General features: G+C 57.2%; 15 protein-coding genes. 12 read left to right on the forward strand and 3 right to left on the reverse strand.

What is annotated here, in order from left to right:
• Positions 1 to 7 precede the first annotated feature (7 nt).
• The 6 genes from prc (at position 8) to BN1115_RS14950 (ending at position 11916) form a co-directional block, all read left to right on the forward strand.
• A complete protein-coding gene (prc, locus tag BN1115_RS14925) occupies positions 8 to 2023 on the forward strand; it encodes a carboxy terminal-processing peptidase (protein ID WP_005351922.1) in 2016 nt (671 codons plus the stop codon).
• Between the two features lie 144 nt (positions 2024 to 2167).
• Positions 2168 to 4792, forward strand: coding sequence for an aminopeptidase N (gene pepN, locus BN1115_RS14930; protein WP_042657774.1), 2625 nt, complete (start codon positions 2168 to 2170; stop codon positions 4790 to 4792).
• 70 nt (positions 4793 to 4862) lie between these two features.
• Complete coding sequence (locus BN1115_RS14935; RefSeq protein ID WP_005351919.1) at positions 4863 to 5084, forward strand: DUF2835 family protein; 222 nt, start codon at positions 4863 to 4865, stop codon at positions 5082 to 5084.
• Between the two features lie 278 nt (positions 5085 to 5362).
• Positions 5363 to 10201, forward strand: coding sequence for an NAD-glutamate dehydrogenase (locus BN1115_RS14940; protein ID WP_042657775.1), 4839 nt, complete (start codon positions 5363 to 5365; stop codon positions 10199 to 10201).
• A 77-nt stretch (positions 10202 to 10278) separates the two neighbouring features.
• Positions 10279 to 11289, forward strand: a complete 1011-nt coding sequence (pyrD, locus tag BN1115_RS14945) for a quinone-dependent dihydroorotate dehydrogenase (protein ID WP_005336601.1) — start codon at positions 10279 to 10281, stop codon at positions 11287 to 11289.
• A 90-nt stretch (positions 11290 to 11379) separates the two neighbouring features.
• Positions 11380 to 11916 carry a cell division protein ZapC gene (locus BN1115_RS14950; RefSeq protein WP_042657776.1) on the forward strand — a complete coding sequence of 179 codons (537 nt, stop codon included), beginning with the start codon at positions 11380 to 11382 and terminating at the stop codon, positions 11914 to 11916.
• Here BN1115_RS14950 and BN1115_RS14955 read toward each other — a convergent pair.
• On the reverse strand, positions 11904 to 12140 hold the full coding sequence (locus BN1115_RS14955) for a hypothetical protein (RefSeq protein WP_042657777.1): 237 nt from the start codon (positions 12138 to 12140) through the stop codon (positions 11904 to 11906). The two genes, BN1115_RS14950 and BN1115_RS14955, sit on opposite strands and share 13 nt — an antisense overlap.
• Positions 12141 to 12296: 156 nt before the next feature.
• Here BN1115_RS14955 and BN1115_RS14960 point away from each other — a divergent pair, with 156 nt between their 5' ends.
• From BN1115_RS14960 to rmf, 6 genes are all read left to right on the forward strand, one after another.
• A complete protein-coding gene (locus BN1115_RS14960; protein WP_005336598.1) occupies positions 12297 to 12560 on the forward strand; it encodes a type B 50S ribosomal protein L31 in 264 nt (87 codons plus the stop codon).
• On the forward strand, positions 12561 to 12686 hold the full coding sequence (gene ykgO / locus BN1115_RS14965; protein WP_005336596.1) for a type B 50S ribosomal protein L36: 126 nt from the start codon (positions 12561 to 12563) through the stop codon (positions 12684 to 12686).
• A 140-nt stretch (positions 12687 to 12826) separates the two neighbouring features.
• On the forward strand, positions 12827 to 15022 hold the full coding sequence (gene rlmKL / locus BN1115_RS14970) for a bifunctional 23S rRNA (guanine(2069)-N(7))-methyltransferase RlmK/23S rRNA (guanine(2445)-N(2))-methyltransferase RlmL (RefSeq protein WP_042657778.1): 2196 nt from the start codon (positions 12827 to 12829) through the stop codon (positions 15020 to 15022).
• Positions 15022 to 15252 carry a glutaredoxin family protein gene (locus BN1115_RS14975; protein WP_042657779.1) on the forward strand — a complete coding sequence of 77 codons (231 nt, stop codon included), beginning with the start codon at positions 15022 to 15024 and terminating at the stop codon, positions 15250 to 15252. Before rlmKL ends, BN1115_RS14975 begins: the two co-directional genes overlap by 1 nt.
• A gap of 73 nt (positions 15253 to 15325) precedes the next feature.
• Entirely contained in the window at positions 15326 to 17239 is a 1914-nt protein-coding gene (uup, locus tag BN1115_RS14980) for an ATP-binding cassette ATPase Uup (RefSeq protein WP_042657780.1), read from the forward strand.
• 158 nt (positions 17240 to 17397) lie between these two features.
• On the forward strand, positions 17398 to 17577 hold the full coding sequence (gene rmf / locus BN1115_RS21820; RefSeq protein ID WP_005315693.1) for a ribosome modulation factor: 180 nt from the start codon (positions 17398 to 17400) through the stop codon (positions 17575 to 17577).
• A gap of 84 nt (positions 17578 to 17661) precedes the next feature.
• Here the strand turns inward: rmf and fabA are convergent, their stop codons facing one another.
• Positions 17662 to 18222: a 3-hydroxyacyl-[acyl-carrier-protein] dehydratase FabA gene (gene fabA / locus BN1115_RS14985; protein WP_005336586.1), complete on the reverse strand. Its 561-nt coding sequence runs from the start codon at positions 18220 to 18222 to the stop codon at positions 17662 to 17664.
• A gap of 77 nt (positions 18223 to 18299) precedes the next feature.
• On the reverse strand, positions 18300 to 20276 hold the full coding sequence (locus BN1115_RS14990; protein WP_042657781.1) for a Lon protease family protein: 1977 nt from the start codon (positions 20274 to 20276) through the stop codon (positions 18300 to 18302).
• Positions 20277 to 20393 lie beyond the last annotated feature (117 nt).

A 20393-nucleotide genomic window follows, 5' to 3' on the forward strand; every position in this document is an offset into this window, starting at 1 on the left:
GAGACAAATGTTGAAGCATGGCGTAATTCGTTTTTCCCTCGTTGCCTGTAGCCTGGCGCTTGCCGGGCTTGCACAGGCCATCGAGCCGGTGCTCAAGGAGAGTGATTTGCCTGTGTTGGCTCAAGAGAGCCAACATGCTACGGCCAGCAAGCGAATTACCAATCTGTTTACCCGCTCGCACTACAAACAGTTCAAGCTGGACGATGCCTTTTCCTCCGTGATTTTCGATAAATATCTGGAGAATCTGGACTACAGCCGCAACCTGTTTTTGGCCTCTGATATCAGCCGTTTTGAAAAGTACCGTAACGGTTTTGACACCGACCTCGAAAGAGGCCGTCTGGCTCCCGCCTACGAGATGTTCAACCTGAGTCAGCAGCGGCGTTATGAGCGGTTCGAATACGCCCTCAAACTGCTTGATACTCCTTTCGATTTTACCCAGACCGACAACTATGTGTTTGATCGGGAAGGGGCGGCTTGGCCCAAAGATGAAGCAGAGCTCAACGAGCTGTGGCGTCAGCGGGTCAAGTTCGATGCTCTGAGTCTCAAGCTCAGCGGCAAGGAGTGGCCCGAGATCAAGGAGCTGCTTGGCAAGCGTTACAACAACGCCATCAAGCGGATGTCCCAGACCGAGAGCGAAGATGTCTTCCAGCTCTTCATGAACTCCTTCGCTCGCGCCATCGAACCGCACACCAGTTACCTCTCACCGCGCAGTGCCGATCGTTTCAACACAGAGATGAACCTCTCGCTGGAGGGGATTGGTGCCGTGTTGCAGGCGGAAGATGACTTTACCGTCATCCGTTCTCTGGTGCCTGGTGGCCCTGCTGCCAAATCCAACCACCTCAAACCCGATGACAAGATCACTGGGGTGGGGCAGGAAGATGGCAAGATTGTCGATGTGATCGGCTGGCGTCTTGATGACGTGGTCGAGCTCATCAAGGGGCCCAAAGGGAGCAAGGTCAAGCTGGAGATCCAGCGCGGCAAGGGCGCAACCGCCAAGACCGAGCAGATCGAGCTGACCCGCGACAAGGTGCGCCTTGAAGACCGGGCTGCCAAGTCCAAGGTGATTAACGCCGAAGGCAAGAAGATTGGCGTCATCGAGATCCCGAGTTTCTACGTCAATCTGCACGATGACGTGATCAAGGAGCTCTCCAGCCTGAACAAGAAGAAGATCGATGGTCTGATCATCGATCTGCGCGGTAATGGCGGTGGCGCCCTGACCGAAGCCTCCGCCCTCAGCGGTCTCTTCTTTGCCAGCGGTCCCGTGGTGCAAATTCGTGATCATATGGGCCGTATCACGGTCAATGGCGATGACGATGGCAACGTCTACTACGGCGGCCCCATGTCGGTGATGATCGACCGCTACAGTGCCTCGGCCTCCGAGATCTTCGCTGCCGCCATGCAGGATTATGGCCGCGCCCTGATCCTGGGTGAAAACTCGTTCGGCAAGGGGACGGTGCAGCAGCATCGCAGTCTCGCCAAGGTCTATGACTTCTACGAGCAGCCGCTGGGTCACGTGCAGTACACCATCGCCAAGTTCTACCGGATCGACGGTGGCAGCACCCAGAACAAGGGCGTTGCGCCGGATATCAGCTTCCCGACACCGGTTGCTCCGGAAGAGACGGGCGAAAGCCGTGAGTTCAATGCGTTGCCGTGGGACAAGATTGCCTCCGCCAACTACGAGAAACTCGGCAACTTCGCCAGCGTACTGCCCAAGTTGCAGGCGGCGCACGATGCCCGGATCGCCAAGGATCCCGAGTTTGCCTATGTGATGCAGGACATCGCCGACTACAAGGAGGAGAAAGACAAGAAGTCGGTCTCCCTCAACGAGGCGGAACGTGTTGCAGAGCAGGCGAAACAGGATGAGAAAGCGCTCAAACGTACCAACGAGCGTCTGGCACGTCTTGGCAAGCCGGCGGTGAAGAGTCTGGATGAACTGCCCGCTGATTTTGAAGCACCCGATGAGTATCTCATCGAAGCTGCCAATATCACGGCAGATCTGGCCAAGGTCAGCAAACGCAGCTGACAAGGCGACCTGTAATGCACAAGGGCGACTGCGGTCGCCCTTTCTTTTTGTCTGGCGTATCTGACGTAATGCAAATTGTTTGACCCCGCCAGTTGGTTGTGACAGCCTCTTTCTCGCCTTTAACAAGCGTGGAAGCAGACAATAATGACCGATCACTCCCAGGCCATGACGGCCAAATATCGCCAGGATTATCAGGCGCCGCTCTACTGGATCGACACCATCGACCTCGATTTCCAACTGCAGGAGCCGCTGACCCAGGTCACCGCCATCACCCGCATTCGTCGCAACGGCGAGCACAATGCGCCGCTCGTCCTCGATGGTGAACAGCTGACTCTCAAGAGCGTTGCCATCGATGGCATTCCCTGTGACCACTACGAGCAAGGCGAGAGCAGTCTGACCCTGTTCAACCTGCCTGCCGAATGTGTACTGACCATCGTCACCCAGCTGGATCCGGCCGCCAACACCGCGCTGGAAGGGCTTTACAAATCAGGTGATGCCTACTGCACCCAGTGCGAAGCCGAAGGGTTTCGCCGCATTACCTATTATCTGGACCGCCCCGACATTCTGGCGCGTTACAGCACCCGCATTACCGCCGACAAAGCCCAGTTCCCCTTCCTGCTCTCCAACGGCAACAAGGTCGATAGCGGTGATCTCGATGGCGGCCGTCATTTCGTACAGTGGCAGGATCCTTTCCCCAAACCCAGCTACCTGTTTGCGCTGGTTGCCGGTGATTTCGATGTGGAGCGCAGCCACTACACCACCAAGAGCGGCCGCAAGGTGGCCCTCGAGATCTTCGTTGACAAGGGCAACCTCGATCGCGCCGGTTTTGCCATGGAGAGCCTCATCAACTCCATGCGTTGGGACGAGCAGCGTTTCGGCCTTGAGTATGATCTCGACATCTACATGATCGTCGCGGTGGACTTCTTCAACATGGGCGCCATGGAGAACAAGGGGCTCAACATCTTCAACTCCAAGTTCGTGCTGGCCAATCCGGCCACCGCTACCGACAGCGACTACCACGGTATCGAACGGGTGATCGGTCACGAATATTTCCACAACTGGACCGGCAACCGTGTCACCTGTCGAGACTGGTTCCAGCTCAGCCTGAAAGAGGGGCTGACGGTATTCCGGGATCAGGAGTTTTCCTCCGACCTGGGCTCCCGTGGCGTCAACCGCATCAACAACGTGCGTACCGTCCGCGGCCCGCAGTTTGCGGAAGATGCCGGCCCTATGGCGCACCCGATCCGCCCGGATGTGGTGATCGAGATGAACAACTTCTACACCCTGACCGTCTATGAGAAGGGGTCGGAAGTGATCCGCATGATGCACACCCTGCTGGGGGAAGATGCCTTTCAGGTCGGTATGAGTCTCTACTTCGAGCGTCACGACGGCTCGGCCGCCACCTGCGATGATTTCGTGCAGGCAATGGAGGATGCTTCCGGTGTCGATCTTGGCCGTTTCCGCCGCTGGTACAGTCAGTCCGGCACCCCCGAGCTGACCGTTACCGACGAGTATGATGCCGCCAGCGGTATCTATCGCCTTCATGTGAGCCAGCATACCCCGCCGACTCAGGATCAGCCGCAGAAGCTGCCGCTGCATATCCCTCTCGACATCGAGCTTTATGACGAACAGGGTGCCGTCATCCCGTTGCAGTATCAGGGAAAGGCCATCGGCAACGTGCTCGACGTGCTGGAAGCGGAGCAGACCTTCGAATTCGATCGGGTGCCGGTCAAGCCGGTTCCCTCCCTGCTGCGGGACTTCTCCGCGCCGGTCAAGTTGCACTATGACTACAGCGACGAAGCACTCGCCTTCCTGATGCGCTTTGCCCGCAACGAGTTTGCCCGCTGGGATGCGGCCCAGATGCTGATCAACAAAGCGGTCATCGACGGGGTGGCACGGGTGCAGCACGGGCAGGGGGTTGAACTCTCCCAAACCCTGTTGGCCGCCTTCGTCGCTATTCTGGACGACAGCGATCTCGATTTGGCCCTCAAGGCGGAGATCCTGGCGTTGCCCGGTGAAGCGACCCTGGCCGAGCTGTTCGAGGTGGCCGATATCGATGCCATCCATCAGGTGCGCGACGCGATCCACACCCGTCTTGCCGAGGCCTTTGGTGCGCGCTTGGCGGCGACCTATCAGAGTCTGCGTCTGAACGGTTATCAGGTGGTGCATGCCGATATGGCCAAACGGGCCCTCAAAGGGGTAGTGCTCGGCTATCTGGCGGCGCTGGATGCGGAGCATGCTGATGCGCTGGTGCGCGAGCAGTATGCAACTGCCGACAACATGACCGACACCCTAGCGGCACTGCAGGTAGCCAACGGCTATCTGTTGCCATGCCGTGCCGCGCTGTTGGCCGATTTTGAAGGCAAGTGGGCCAAGGATGGACTGGTGCTGGACAACTGGCTGCGGCTGATTGGCAGCAAACCGGCTGCCGATGTGCTTAGCGAAGTGAAACAGGCGATGAATCACCCCACTTTCAGTATTCGCAATCCGAACCGGCTGCGGGCGCTGATCGGCAGCTTCGCCATGAGCAATCAGGTGCAGTTCCATGCGGTGGATGGCAGTGGTTACCGCTTCCTGACCGATCTGCTGATCGAGCTCAACGAGGTCAATCCGCAGGTGGCCTCCCGCCTCATCACTCCGCTTATCCAGTTCAAGCGACTGGATGAGGCGCGCAAGGCCCTGATCCGCGCCGAGCTGACCCGTCTTGCCAACCTTGAGGGTCTGGCACGGGATCTGTTCGAGAAGGTCAGCAAGGCGCTACAGCAGTAAGTATCGACGGGGCAGGGGCGTGAATGCGCCTGCCCCTATTGTGTGATTTGTCGTGTGATCAGGAGCAAGCGTGAAGCAGTTTACTTTTCGGCTCTCATTGAATAGCGATGAGGTGATGCTGATGTATCAGGGCCATGCCAGACGGCTGGTGGTGCGCAGCGAACAGGGATTGACCCTGGAACTTGGCATAGAAAAAATACGCCCCTTTGTCGCCATCAATGGTGTGCATGGCTATTTTCGGCTCAAAACCCAGGACGATTACCGCTTTATCAGTCTCGAACGCATAAATTAACAAAAGTCGAACAGATTACCGACTGTTTATCTGCTTTATGTCACTATCTATCCGGTAAACTGGCACAAAGGTAGTGGGAATTTCTGTATTTTTGGTTATTTGCAAAATTTCTCACAGTTTAAGCCGTGATCTGCACCTTGTTTTTAACATCTCGTTAGCACCTTTCCTCGCCTTCCCTTATCCAAGCCATTACACTTCGCAACAACTCTGCACCAGCGGGTAACCAGGGTGGTTGCCTCTGCGTCGGTGGTTAATGTCGTCCGATAAGGAATATAAAAATGGCATTGAAAGACGCCCCTACCTCAGTTCTGCTCGAAAACGTTCTCAGTCTGATCCATCAGAAGTTGCCCAAAAACAGTGCCTCTTTGGTCGAGCGCTTCGTTGCCAAGTTCTACGGCAACATGGCGAGCTCCGACCTGCACGATCGCAATGACAGCGATCTCTATGGCGCGGCCCTGAGCCTGTGGAATGCCCTCAATCAGCGCAGCGGTACCGATCCCTACATCCGGGTCTACAATCCCGAGCTGACCCGTCACGGCTGGCAATCGCCCCATACCATCGTCGAGGTGATCCTGCAGGACTCGCCCTTCCTGGTGGACTCCATCCGGATGGCGCTTAAACGGCTCAATATCACCGCCCACATGATGCTGCACCAACCGCTGCACCTCATTCGCGGTGCGGATGGCAAGATTGACGCCATTCTGGAACTCGACAACACCGACGGGCAGACCTCGGTTGAAACAGCATTCCTTATCGAGATCGATCACCTCACCAGCGAGGAGCAGATGGCCGCGCTGGCTACCGAGCTCAACTCGGTGGCCGGTGAAGTGGCGCTGGCTGTCGGCGACTGGCAGCCGATGCTGGCCAAGCTCAATGAGATCATCGACGAACTGCCCAAGCGCAAGCACCCGGTCAGCAAGGAGGAGGTGGCCTCCTGCGTTGCTTTCCTCAAATGGGTAGCTGCCCACAACTTTACCCTGATGGGGTATCGCCGTTACGACGTCAAGGCGGTGGAGGGGGATCACGAGATCCTGCCGCAGGCGAGTTCCAGCCTGGGGCTGATGAAGAACTCCATCAAGGAGGTAGGCCAGCGCCTTGGCAACATGCCTGCCAGCGCCCGTCACGCCGCCCTGAGCTCTGACCTGCTGATCCTCACCAAATCCAACAGCAAGTCCCGGGTACACCGTCCGGCTTATGTGGATTACATCGGCATCAAGCGCTTTGACGAGCATGGCAAGGTGATCGGGGAAGATCGCTTCATCGGCCTCTACGCCTCTTCCATCTACAACACCAGCGCGACCCAGATCCCGCTTATCAGCCATCGTCTCGAGCGCATCATGGCGGCCTCCGGTCATGAGAAGGGCTCCCACGCCTACAAGGCGCTGCTCAACGTATTGGAAACCTACCCCCGTGACGAGCTGATCCAGGCCCGTGAAGAGGAGCTGCTGGCCACCGGTCTTGGGGTGCTGGAGATGCAGGAGCGTGACATGCTGCGGCTGTTCGTGCGCCGCGATGTGTACGGCCGTTTCTTCTCCTGCATGGTCTATGTCACCAAGGAGCGCTACAACACGGCGCTGCGGATCAAGACCCAGCAAATATTGCAGAAATATTTTGGCAGCAACGAAGAGGTGGAGTTCAACGTCTACTTCACCGAGGGCGTGCTGGCGCGGACCCACTACATAGTGCGGGTCAACAACAACAACGTGGATGTGGATGTGAACGAAGTACAGAACAACCTGATTGAAGCGGCCCGCAGCTGGGACGACAGACTCGACTCCGTGCTGCTTTCCCATTATGGCGAGGCCCGTGGTAACGAGCTGCGCCGCCGTTTCAGCACCGCCTTCCCCCGTGCTTACAAGGAAGATGTGCTGCCGGGCTCTGCTGTGGCCGACATCATGGCGCTCGATAACCTGAGTGAAGCCGAGCCGCTGGGCATGCTGTTTTACCGCGCGCAGGAGGAGGAGAACGATCGTCGGGTACGGCTCAAACTGTTCCATCGCACCGAACCCATTCACCTTTCAGACGTGTTGCCGATGCTGGAGAACATGGGACTGCGGGTGATCGGCGAGACCCCGTATCAGGTGCGCACCCCGAGCGGCGATCTGTTCTGGATCCTCGACTTTTCCATGCTGCTGCACGGCGAGCAGCCCCTTGATCTGGCCCAGAGCCAGCAGCGCTTCCAGCAGGCGTTTGCCGCCATCTGGAACAAGCAGCTGGAAGATGATGGCTTCAACCGGCTGGTATTGGGGGCGGGCCTCACCGGCCGCCAGGTGTCGGTACTGCGCGCTTACGCCAAATACATGCGCCAGACCGGCGTCTCCTTCAGCCAGTCTTATATCGAAGAGACTCTGACCCGCTACCCGGATATTGCCCAACTGCTGTTCACCCTGTTTGAGCAGCGCCTGGATCCGGCCGGCAAGCAGGACGCCAAGGTACAGGCCAAGCTGCACGAGGAGCTTGCCGCCAAGCTGGATCAGGTGGCCAACCTGGACGACGATCGCATCATTCGCCGCTATGTGGAGATGATCGATGCCACCCTGCGCACCAACTACTACCAGCTGGACAAGGCGGGCAACATCAAGCCCTACATCTCCTTCAAACTGGCCCCCTCCAGCATTACCGACATGCCGCTACCGTTGCCGAAATTCGAGATCTTCGTCTATTCGCCACGGGTGGAAGGGGTGCATCTGCGCTGGGGCAAGGTTGCCCGTGGCGGCCTGCGCTGGTCCGATCGCAAGGAGGACTTCCGTACCGAAGTGCTGGGTCTGGTGAAAGCCCAACAGGTGAAGAACACCGTCATCGTGCCGGTGGGGGCCAAGGGCGGCTTCTACTGCAAACAGATGCCGGTGGGGGCGTCCCGTGCCGTCATCCAGGAGGAGGGCAAGGCCTGTTATCGTCTGTTTATTCGCGGTCTGCTCGATGTGACTGACAACATCATCGGCGGCGAGGTGATCCCGCCCAAATCCGTGGTGCGCCACGATGAGGATGACTACTACCTAGTGGTTGCTGCCGACAAGGGGACTGCCACCTTCTCGGATATTGCCAACGAGATCAGTCTCGAATACGGTCACTGGCTCGGCGATGCGTTCGCCTCCGGCGGTTCGGTCGGTTACGACCACAAGAAGATGGGCATCACCGCCCGCGGTGCCTGGGAGTCGGTCAAACGGCATTTTCGTGAAATTGGCGTCAACTGCCAGACCACCGACTTCACTTGCGTGGGGATTGGGGACATGGCCGGCGACGTGTTCGGCAACGGCATGCTGCTCTCCGAGCACACCCGGCTGGTGGGCGCGTTCAACCACATGCACATCTTCGTTGACCCGACCCCGGATGCGGCCAAGAGCTTTGTCGAACGCCAGCGTCTGTTCGATCTGCCGGGCTCCAGCTGGGATGACTACAACCGCGAGCTGATATCACAGGGGGGCGGCATCTTCTTGCGCTCGGCCAAGTCCATCAAGCTCAGCCCCGAGATCCAGACCTTGCTCGGCACCGACAAGGCCAGCATGGCCCCGAACGAGCTGATCAAGGCGCTGCTTTGCCTCAATGTCGATCTGCTGTGGAACGGCGGCATCGGCACCTACGTGAAGAGCGCTCGTGAGAGCGATGGGGAAGTGGGCGATCGCAGCAATGACGCATTGCGGGTCAATGGTCGCGATTTGCGGGCCCGCATCGTGGGCGAGGGGGGGAACCTCGGCTTCACCCAGCTCGGTCGGGTGGAGTACGCCAGTCAGGGCGGTCGCATCAACACCGATTTTACCGACAACGTGGGTGGGGTGGATTGCTCCGATAACGAGGTGAACATCAAGATCCTGCTGAACCAGTTGGTGGCGGCAGGGGATCTGACCCTCAAGCAGCGTAACCAGATGCTCTACGAGATGACCGACGACGTGGCGCAGATCGTGATCACCAATGCCTATCGCCAGTCCCAGTCCATCTCGGTCACCAGCTTCCGTGGCTCTGAACAACTCAAAGAGCAGCAGCGCTTTATTCAGGGGCTGGAGCGGGAAGGCAAGCTCGATCGTGCGCTGGAGTTTCTACCATCCGATGAGGAGCTTTCCGAGCGGATGGCGGCAGGGCAGGGACTGACCCGCCCCGAACTGGCGGTGCTGGTGGCCTACGGCAAGATGGTACTGAAAGAGCAGCTCAACTGCCCGGAAGTGACCGACGAGCCCTTCCTCGCCAACATGCTGGTCACCAGCTTCCCGGCCAAAGTACAGCAGCAGTTTGGTACCCAGCTGGCCGACCACCCGCTACGCGGCGAGATCATCGCTACCCGGGTGGCCAACATGTTGGTCAACGACATGGGGCTCAACTTCGCCAGCCGGATGAAGGACGAGACCGGTGCCTCGGTGGCGGAAGTGGCCTGCTGCTTCGCCATGGCCCGCGAAGTGTTTGGCATGAACCAGCTGTGGCGCGATATCGAAGGGTGCGACAACCTGGTGGATGCCCAGACTCAGCTCGAGCTGATGTTCTACAGCCGCCGCATTGTGCGCCGTGCCACCCGCTGGTTCCTGCGTGCCCGCAATCGCAGCTGGAGCATCAGCGAGAATATCGCCTTCTTCCGTCCGGCGTTCGAGACCTTAGGGAAGCACCTTTACGAGGTGATGGATGAGAGCGAAGTGGCCGAGCATCGTCAGGCTGTCGCCAAGTGGGTGGAGAAACAGGTGCCTGAGGCCATTGCCCGTCAGGTCGCCCATATGAGCAGCCTCTTCTCCAGCCTGGATCTGGCGCAGATTGCCGCGGAGCACAAGACCGATATCCTGCGCGCCGCCAATGTTTACTATCGCCTCGGTGCCAAACTGGATCTGCACTGGTTCCTCGACCAGATCAACCATCAGCCGGTCGGCAACCACTGGCAGGCGATGGCGCGAGCCTCCTTCCGCGAAGATCTTGACTGGCAGCAACGCAGTCTCACTTCTGTGGTACTGGAAGGGTGCAAAGATCAGGGAGAATGCGCTACCATACTGGCCGACTGGATTTCGGAGCATGAGCAACTCTTGTCCCGTTGGACCCATATGTTGGCCGACTTCAAGACCACCAGTACCCACGAGTTCGCCAAGTTCTCGGTGGCCTTGCGAGAGTTGAACCTGCTCCAGTTGAATTGTCGGGCACTTTAATTGCCAGATTAAGGCATGACACCGACATTACACCCAAAGCCCCGGCCAGTTGCCGGGGCTTTCTTTAAGGAGCAAAGATGTTGTACCCCATCGCCAGGCATTTCCTGTTCAAACTCAATCCGGAACAGGCTCACGATCTCTCCATGAAATATTTGCCCCGCCTTCTCGGTACGCCACTCGATTGTTTCTTCCGCCAGAATTTGCCGAAACGCCCCGTCACTGTCATGGGGCTTTCTTTTGCCAATCCGGTGGGATTGGCGGCCGGTCTGGATAAAGATGGTGAGTGCATTGACGCGCTGGGCGCCATGGGATTTGGCTTTATCGAAGTCGGTACCGTCACCCCCAGACCCCAGAGCGGCAATGACAAGCCCCGCCTGTTCCGGGTTATTCCGGCAGAGGGGATCATCAACCGGATGGGATTCAACAACAAGGGGGTGGATCATCTGGTGGCCAAGGTAAAAGAGGCCAAATATCAGGGGGTCATCGGCATTAATATCGGCAAGAACAAAGATACTCCCATCGAACAGGGCAAGGATGATTACCTGATCTGCATGGACAAGGTTTATGATCATGCCGGTTATATTGCCGTCAATATCTCTTCCCCCAACACCCCGGGTTTGCGTTCGCTGCAATATGGCGAGGCGCTGGATGAATTGCTGGCCGCCCTCAAGGTACGTCAGCAAGAGCTGGCCGCCCAATATAAAAAGTATGTGCCGCTGGCGGTTAAAATTGCCCCGGATTTAAGCCTTGAAGAAATAGATCAGGTGGCCGCGTCGCTGGTGCGTAATGGTATTGATGGGGTTATCGCCACCAATACCACCCTCGAGCGCGAGATGATTTATGACATGCCCCACGCCGGTGAAGCGGGTGGCCTGAGTGGTCGTCCGCTGCAGCACAAGAGTACCGAGGTGATCCGTCATCTGGCCAAGGCGCTCAATGGTGCTCTGCCAATTATCGGTGTGGGTGGTATTGATAGTGCCATGGCCGCCCGTGAAAAATTGGCTGCCGGTGCCAGTCTGGTACAAATTTATAGTGGCTTTATTTATAAAGGGCCGGGGTTGGTCAAAGAGATTGTGACCAATATTTAAGAAATAGATGGCGGAGCCCTTTATTTGACGTTGCTGATTTCCTGCATATGGAATAAAGTCAACTGGTAATTATCAAGTAAGGGCTCCAACATGTTTATCCAACCGACCGATAGCTGGCAATGGCACTATGATGCCCAGAGTGACCGTCTGATGTTGGACCTGTCTGATAACATGTTATTTGCGACCGAGTATAAAGGGCGGCAATTGGTGCCCAGCTCGTTTACGACCCAACTTTTTTGTGTCGATGATGCCGCCCTCTATTATCAGTTGATGGATAAAGCAGCCGAACTTGAGTGGAGTATTCCCCATCAGGTTCAGTTGGTGCTTAATGCCATCGCGGTCAGTCGCTTTTATAAACCTCTGATGCCGCAAAGCTGGTTTTTTAGTGAACAGCATCCGCAAGTGATCCCGCAAAACGGTGATCTGGTCCTGATGAATACACCCCATGGCAACGGCGAATTTATGGTCATTGAGGCAGGGGATCAGGCTAGCGTCTGTTTGAACCTCACTGCCGATCTGGTATTGACCACCAGTAAAACCTTGCCGCGTTTCGGGGTGATCAAGGTGATGAATAACCGGATGAAGCCGCGTATTACCGTGACCGAGCAATATCGTCAGGTCAGTTGATATATTTTCATCAATCTTTTTATCTCTGTGATTACACCGCTGCCTGTTTTTACTGTTGTCACCTCCATAGTGCCTCGTTTCTGATACTTAATTGATCCGCGAACATCTTGCCCATTCTGATTGATCTTCATGGTTGTGATCCAGCCTCTCTTGAGGCTTGTTACAGTCACTTGCACCTTGTGTTCTAACCCACGCAGTATCTTGGTCTTCCGTTCTGCAAGCATGGTGTCTCATTCTTGTTTCGTTCTGCTTGTGTAGTGCCTTCACCTCAGCATCAACACATCACTCACTGAAGCGATTTTCTTCATACGACATTTTATGCTTGAAACGAGAGCTATTCTCACTTACATTTTGTTATAACATAACAAAATGGAGTTGCCATGAAGCCTCATATTCATCCTGATTATCGTTTGGTTCTGTTCCATGACACGGCGGCAGATGCCTTTTTCCTGGTCGGTTCAACCATCAAGAGCGATCGCCGCTACACGTGGCAAGACGGGAAGGAGTATCCCTATGTGTCGCTCGATGTTTCCAGCCAGTCGCACTCGTTTTATACCGGCAAGCAGAAGCAGGTATCGAGTGAGGGGAGTGTGGCCCGTTTCAACAAGCGCTTTGGCGCATTTTCAAGCAAGAAGGAGTCCTGAATGCAGGTCGTCTGTTCACTCAAATCCGCACGGGCGCGTCACCCCGATTGTCAGTTGGTACGCCGCCGCGGCAAATTGTTCGTGATTTGCAAAAGCAATCCCCGTTTCAAGGCTCGCATGAAGTGATTCGTTAAATGATGTCTGGCCCCATGATCTCGCCATCAGGTGATCATGGGGTCTTTTACCTTTATCGCCCCCTATCAATCTGTTTCCATCCTGCTGTTTCCGCCGACTTTTGCATGCTCCAGCCCGCCTGATGAGGTATAATGCGGCACTATTTTTATGGGTTCCCCGTGAGCGTGATGAAAGAATTTTTTGCAACCTGCCCCAAGGGGCTGGAAAACCTGTTGGCCGACGAGCTGACCACCCTGGGCGCAGAGCAGGTCCGTGAGACCGTGGCTGGCGTCCACTTCAAAGGCGAACTGGCGATTGGCTACAAGGCCTGCCTGTGGAGTCGTTTTGCTTCCCGCATCGTGCTGGTGCTGTCCGAATTCCAGATGAACGACGATCTGGATCTCTATCTGGGCGCCCACACCATTCCCTGGGAAGAGCACTTCTCCGGTACCTCTACCATCGCGGTGGACTTTACCGGCACCAACCCAGCCATTCGCAATACCCAATATGGTGCGCTGAAGATCAAGGATGCCATCGTCGACCGCTTCACCAAGCGCGGTCACGTGCGTCCGGACGTGGACAAGAAGTCGCCGGATATTCGCATCATGGCGCACCTGGGCAAAGGCAAGGCCAATATCACGCTGGACTTGTCAGGCCCAGCGCTGCACCAGCGTTTCTATCGTCAAGGCACCGGCGAAGCGCCGCTCAAAGAGAACCTGGCCTGCGCCATGATTGCCCGTAGCGGCTGGGCCGGTGAGCCCATGATGGACCCCATGTGCGGCTCCGGTACCTTGCTGATTGAAGCTGCCTTTATCGCCGCCGACATGGCGCCGGCGCTGCGCCGCGAGCGCTTCGGTTTCGATCGCTGGCTGCAGCATGATAGCGAACTGTGGCAGAGCCTGATGATGGAAGCGCAAGTGCGCGCCAAACGTGGCATGCAGCGTTGCGAAGTAAAACTGTTTGGTTGCGATGCCGACCAGCGTGTGCTGCTCAAAGCCCGTGACAACGCCAAAGCGGCCGGTGTGGCCCACCTCATCACCTTCAAGCAAGCCGACGTCACCAAGTTGGAAAACCCGTTGCCGATGCCGGCCCCTGTTGAAGGGGAAGAAGGTCAAGGGGAGGCCCGCCAAGTCGGCATGCTTATCTCCAACCCGCCCTATGGCGAGCGTCTTGGCGAGTTCCCGGCACTGCTGGAAGTGCACCAGGCCCTCGGCGATGCCCTGCGTCGCAGCTTCCAGGGGTGGAAAGTCTCCATTCTTTCCGCATCACCCGAACTGCTCAGCTGTCTGCGCCTGCGTGCCGACAAGCAATATCGCCTGTTCAACGGCGCCCTCGAGTGTCAGCTGCGCAACTATCAAATCGCACTGGACTCCGTGGCCTCCCAAAAAGAGGTCGCACAGGACTTTGCCAACCGTCTGCGCAAGAATCTGAAAACCCTCGAGAAGTGGGCCAACAAAGATGGCATCGATTGCTATCGCCTCTATGATGCCGACTTGCCGGAATACAACGCCGCCATCGACCGCTATCAGGACTATCTGGTGGTGCAGGAGTATGCCGCGCCCAAGGACATTCCCGCCCAGAAGACCCGTCAGCGTCTGCTCGACATGGTTCAGGCCGCCATCAAGGTGACCGGCATGGACGGCGAGAAGGTGATCCTGAAGGTGCGTGAGCGTCAGGAAGGCAAACAGCAGTATCAGAAGCTCTCCGAAGAGCAGCACCGGATGGAAGTGCAGGAGTACGGCGCCCGGCTGTGGGTCAACCTCTACGACTATCTGGATACCGGCCTGTTCCTCGACCATCGTCAGACTCGCCGCATGCTGGGCCAGATGGCCAAGGGCAAGCGCTTCCTGAACCTGTTTGCCTATACCGGCAGTGCCACCGTGCACGCAGGTCTTGGCGGTGCCAGCGAAACCACCACGGTGGACATGTCCCACACCTACCTGAATTGGGCGCAGGACAACATGCGTCTCAACTCGCTGGTGGGCCGTCAGCACAAGTTTGTCCAGGCTGACTGTCTGAAGTGGTTGTCTGAAGCCGATGATCAGTACGACCTCATCTTCATCGATCCGCCCACCTTCTCCAACTCCAAGCGGATGGACGAGAGCTTCGACGTACAGCGTGATCACCTGCTGTTGATGCAGCACCTGAAGCGCCTGCTTGCGGCCGATGGCACCCTGGTCTTCTCCAACAACAAGCGTCACTTCAAGATGGATCTGGCCGGTCTCGAGGCTATCGGTCTCAAGGCCCAGAACATCACCCAGAAGACGCGACCGAAGGATTTCGAGCGCAACCAGCACATCCACAACTGCTGGATCATCACCCATGCGCCGGAGCAGGCTGAGGCGTGATGCTGACCCTGTTTCATACCGACGGTTGCCACCTCTGTGAGCAGGCCTGGGCGCTGGTGGAGGAGGCCGACCTTGCCGCCGCCACCCGCCAGTGCGACATCATGGATGATGAGCAGTGGCTTGCCGCCTATCGGGTGCGCATTCCGGTACTGCGTGACGAGGCGGGCCGCGAGCTCGGCTGGCCCTTCACGCTGGCGGAGCTCAAGGGCTGGGCCACCCGTCAGGGGTGAGCGTGATTTGACGATAAAACGGGGGCAGACCCAGTCTGCTGCCCGTTTTTTTCATATGAAATAAGGAACAAACATGGCTCTTTTAACATTGCACGGCGCCTGTCTGTCGTTCAGTGATTTCCCGCTGCTCGACAATGCCGAACTGACCATCGAGCGCGGCGAGCGCCTCTGTCTGGTGGGGCGCAACGGGGCGGGCAAGTCCACCCTGATGAAGGTCATCGCCAGTGAACTGCCGCTGGACGACGGACGTCTGGTGCTGCAACAAGATTTGAAAGTGACCCGCCTTGAGCAGGATCCACCGGCCTCCAGCGAGCTGACGGTGTTTGACTATGCTGCCGAAGGGTTGGCGGGGGTGGGTGAGTTGCTCAAGCAGTACCACCACATCTCCATGGAGCTGGCGCATGATCCGTCAGATGCCAACATTCGCAAGATGAGCGAATTGCAAGAGCAGCTCGACTATCAGAACGGCTGGCAGTTTGAGACCCGCATCAGTCAGGTGTTGACCCTGCTGGGGCTGGATCCCGATGTGACCCTCGACAGTCTCTCCGGCGGCTGGCTGCGTAAAGTGGCGCTGGCCCGTGCGCTGGCCTGCGATCCCGACTTGTTGCTGCTTGATGAACCGACTAACCACCTGGACATCGAAGCCATCAACTGGCTGGAAGATTTCCTCAAGGATTTTCGCGGCGCCATCGTCTTTATCTCTCACGATCGGGAGTTCATCCACAAGCTGGCAACCCGGATCATCGATCTCGATCGCGGTGCCATCACCTCCTGGCCGGGCAATTACGACGAGTACCTGCAAGGGAAAGAGGAGTGGCTGCGGGTCGAAGAGCTGAAAAATGCCGAGTTCGACCGCAAGCTGGCACAGGAAGAGGTGTGGGTGCGTCAGGGCATCAAGGCCCGCCGTACCCGTAACGAAGGTCGAGTGCGCGCCCTTGAGGCGATGCGGATGGAGCGCAGCCAGCGCCGCGAGCTGCAGGGCAAGGCCAAGCTGCAACTGGACGAGGTCAATCGCTCCGGCAAGCTGGTATTCGAGACCGAAGGATTGGGGCTGGACTTTGGTGATCGTACCCTGTTCAAGGGGCTCGATCTGCAAGTGCTGCGCGGTGACAAGATTGCGCTGGTTGGCCCCAATGGCTGCGGCAAATCGACCCTGATCAAGCTGTTGCTAGGTCAGCTTGAGCCGACCCGTGGCACCGTCAAGGGGGGCACCAATCTCGAGGTGGCCTACTTCGACCAGTACCGCGAGCAGCTCGATCCCGAGCAGACCGTAGTGGACAACGTGGGGGAGGGCAAGCAGGAGGTGATGGTGCGTGGCCGCTCCCGTCATATCCTCGGTTACCTGCAGGACTTCCTGTTCGAGCCCAAGCGGGCCCGAACGCCGGTCAAGGCACTCTCTGGCGGCGAGAAGAACCGGCTGCTGTTGGCCAAGCTGTTCCTCAAGCCCAGCAACTTGCTGATCCTCGATGAACCGACTAACGATCTGGATGTGGAAACCCTGGAGCTGCTGGAAGAGCTGCTCGCCGACTACCCCGGCACCCTGCTGCTGGTCAGTCACGATCGTCGCTTTATCGACAACACCGTGACCGGTTGCTGGCTGTTTGAAGGGGATGGCCGCATCAGCGACTACGTGGGCGGCTATGCCGATATGATGGCGACGCGCGAACAGCAGAGCATTCAGCAACAGGCCAAGAGTGCAGCGGTCAAGGCTCCCGAACCGGTCGTTGCCGTCGCGAGCGAAGCGCCGAAGAAGAGCAAGAAGCTCTCCTACAAGCTGCAGCTTGAGCTGGAAGGGTTGCCTGCCCGTCTCGAACAGCTGGAAGCCGAACTGGATGCGCTGCAAAGCGAGATCAACCAGCCCGGGTTCTTCTCCCTGTCAGCCGAGCAAACCCAGCCGAAACTGGATGCGCTCAATGCCGCCGAAGCCGCGCTGGAGCAGGCATTTGCTCGCTGGGAAGAGCTGGAAGGACTCAAAAATCAGGAGTAAGTTCCCTGTAATTAAAACTTAATCCAGTTCAGTGCCTTGTGTCACATAGCCCGGTTAGGGTGAAAGTTTTTGTTTGACCGGGTGCACTCGCAGGAGTAAAGATGAAAGCGACCGATGCAGAATTGGTCGCTTTTTTTGTTCCACGAAGAGGGTCGTAGATGATGAAGAGACAGAAGCGGGACCGTCTGGAAAGAGCTCGTGCTCGTGGTTATCAGGCTGGCGTGGTCGGCAAACAGAAAGAAGCGTGTCCGTATCAATGCTTGGATGCCCGTGGGCATTGGCTTGGTGGTTGGCGTGACGCCATGGAAGGGCGGGGCTCAGGCCTCTTCATGAAGTAGCAGGTACTTCATCACTCATTACAAAAGGAAAGGGGCCGTTGTGGCCCCTTTGCGTTAATGCTGTTTTACCACTAATCAGACAGATCAGAATGCGGTGGTATCTTTGAACAGGCCCACTTTCAGGTCGGTGGCGCTGTAAATCGGACGGCCGTCAACTTCGACCACACCATCAGCAATCCCCATCACCAGCTTGCGGTTGATGACGCGCTTGAAGGTGATCTTGTAGGTCACTTTCTTGGCAGTCGGCAGGATCTGGCCGGTGAACTTCACTTCACCCACGCCCAGCGCACGACCCTTGCCGGGGCCGCCTTTCCAGCCCAGGAAGAAACCAACCAGCTGCCACATGGCGTCCAGACCGAGACAGCCAGGCATCACAGGATCACCCGGGAAGTGGCAATCGAAGAACCAGAGATCCGGAGTAATGTCGAGCTCAGCCAGGATCTCGCCCTTGCCGTGCTCGCCGCCGTTGTCATTGATCTTGACGATGCGGTCCATCATCAACATGTTGGGGGCAGGCAGCTGACTGTTACCCTCACCAAACAGTTCGCCACGGCTGCAAGCCAGCAGCTCTTCACGGGTAAAAGAGTTCTTGCCCTGTTCGCACAGGGAAAGGCGGGCTTCCATGGTGGTATTGTCTACGGTCACGCGGTATTTCCTTCAAATGGGTCAAAGCCGGGCCAATTTAGCTTACAGTTGTTCGCTAAACAACTCCGATCACTTCATCAGCGGCCAAACAGGCGCCCCAACAGGGCTCGCAGCAGTCCGACTTTGGCGGTTGAGCCGTTCAACTCGTCCAACCGATCCTGAATACGGCCAAACAGGGTATCGGGCATATCAGGCTCACCGGCCACGCAGCCGGTCAGCAACTCGATGGCCTCTTCCACATGATCCACCGGGTGGATGTGGAACTGGCCTGCGGCAACAGCCTCAATCACTTCGTCAGAAAGATTGAGCTGCTGGATGTTGGTCCCCGGCAGAATGATCCCTTGCTTGCCGGTGATGCCGTGGATTTTACACACCCGGAAGAAGCCTTCAATCTTCTCGTTGACGCCACCCACCGCCTGCACATTGCCAAATTGATCGACCGCACCGGTCACCGCAAAGTGCTGATAGATGGGCTGGCGGGCGAGGGCAGAGAGCAGGGCACACAGGCCCGTCAGGGAGGCGCTATCACCATCAATTTCGTGGTAAGACTGCTCGAACACCAGATTGGCTGACAGGGGGGAGGGGTTCTCTGCGCCAAATTTGTTGGAGAGATAGCCGTGGATGATCATCATCGCCTTGGCGTGGATATGACCGGCCAGCTCCGCTTTGCGCTCGATATCTGCCACATCGCCATCGCCGAGGTGGACGGTTGCGGTGAGGCGCACCGGTTCACCGAAGTCATAAGGGTGACCGGAGACCTGAATGACCGACAGGCCGTTGATCTGGCCGATCTCTTCGCCATCGGTTTGCAGCAGGATCTGGCCGTCGATGACGCCCTGATCGGACTGCTCAACCAGATAATTGAGGCGGTAATCCTGCTCCTCCAGCGCGCCGCGAATATGCTCGTCGGTCACCACCTCGGATCCCAGCTCCCGGGCCAGACTGTCAGACATCCGCATGATGGCGGCCAGCTGCACTTCGGAGAGCGACAGCCACTCCTGATGGTCACACAGGCGGCTGGCATGACGACAAAGGGCGGCGAGGGCGGCAGGCGTGAAGTCCAGCAGGTTCCAGCGCTGGCGAACCCAGGCCAGATACTGCAAAAACTCCTGCAGATCCTCTTCAATATTCACTTCTGCGACCAGATCGGCGCGCAGGAAGATACGCTCGGACATATCCCGATCCAGCATCTGGAACTCTGCCACGTCGAGTCGGTCACCCACCAGGATCAGCTTGAGCTTGATGGGGGTCGCTTCAGGCGCGAAGAAGGGGGTCAGGGTTTTTCCTTCCTGATAGGCGTTCCAGTCCAGTTCGCCTTTTTGCATGGCATTTTTCAGCTTGAACCAGAGGTGCGGCTGATCCAGCAGCTCGTCCAGTTGCAAAATGAGGTAGCCGCCGTTGGCTTCGCGCAGCAAGCCAGGCTCCAACAGGTGCTGGTTGGCATAGACAGAGCCTTGTTCGGTCTGGTAGTTGATGGAACCAAAAAGGGTATCCCAGTTGAGATCGCGGCCATAAATCACCGGCGCTTCCTGCGCTTCGTGATGGATCAGCAGGTTGATCAGTACGGGGTGCTGGAACTCCAGCCCCAATGCCACGTGAGCCGCCAGATCGGAGAGAAAATCATCGATCTTCGGATCATTGTTCTGCTTGCGCATGATCCGGGTCACGATGCGCTCAGCGTCGAGATGGTGGCTCAAGAGCTTGAGCAGTTCACCAACCATTTCACAGAATTCAACGCCGGTGCCAGGTTGCAGTCGCAGCCAGATAGGCTTGAAAGGGTTGTTCAGATTCTCGGTATAGCAGAGATCAAACAGGTCACCATCCTTGCCATTGGAGTCGGCAATCAGTGTCTGGCAAACGCCTTCATAATCTGCGCCGGGGAACCCGTTGAGCAGCATGACCGGACAGTCACCATCAAAACTGGCGAGACGCTTGATGCCGGAAATGGCTCTGGGCTGCAGCGCAGCAAAGGGGATGGGGTCAAGCTCACTGAGCTTGGGGAACTGTTCAATCGCAAAAGCGGGTTTTAATTGTTCTGATGTTAATTCAGCCACTTAAGACATCCGGTCGAAGATAGGATCAATTGTTGCCATTATACACAGTTCAATAAGTGGTGACAGGAAACAAGATATTCAATTTAACATAATATACATTATGCGCAGTCGGAACAG

The organism is Aeromonas allosaccharophila, from assembly GCF_000819685.1.
Lineage (GTDB): Bacteria > Pseudomonadota > Gammaproteobacteria > Enterobacterales > Aeromonadaceae > Aeromonas > Aeromonas allosaccharophila.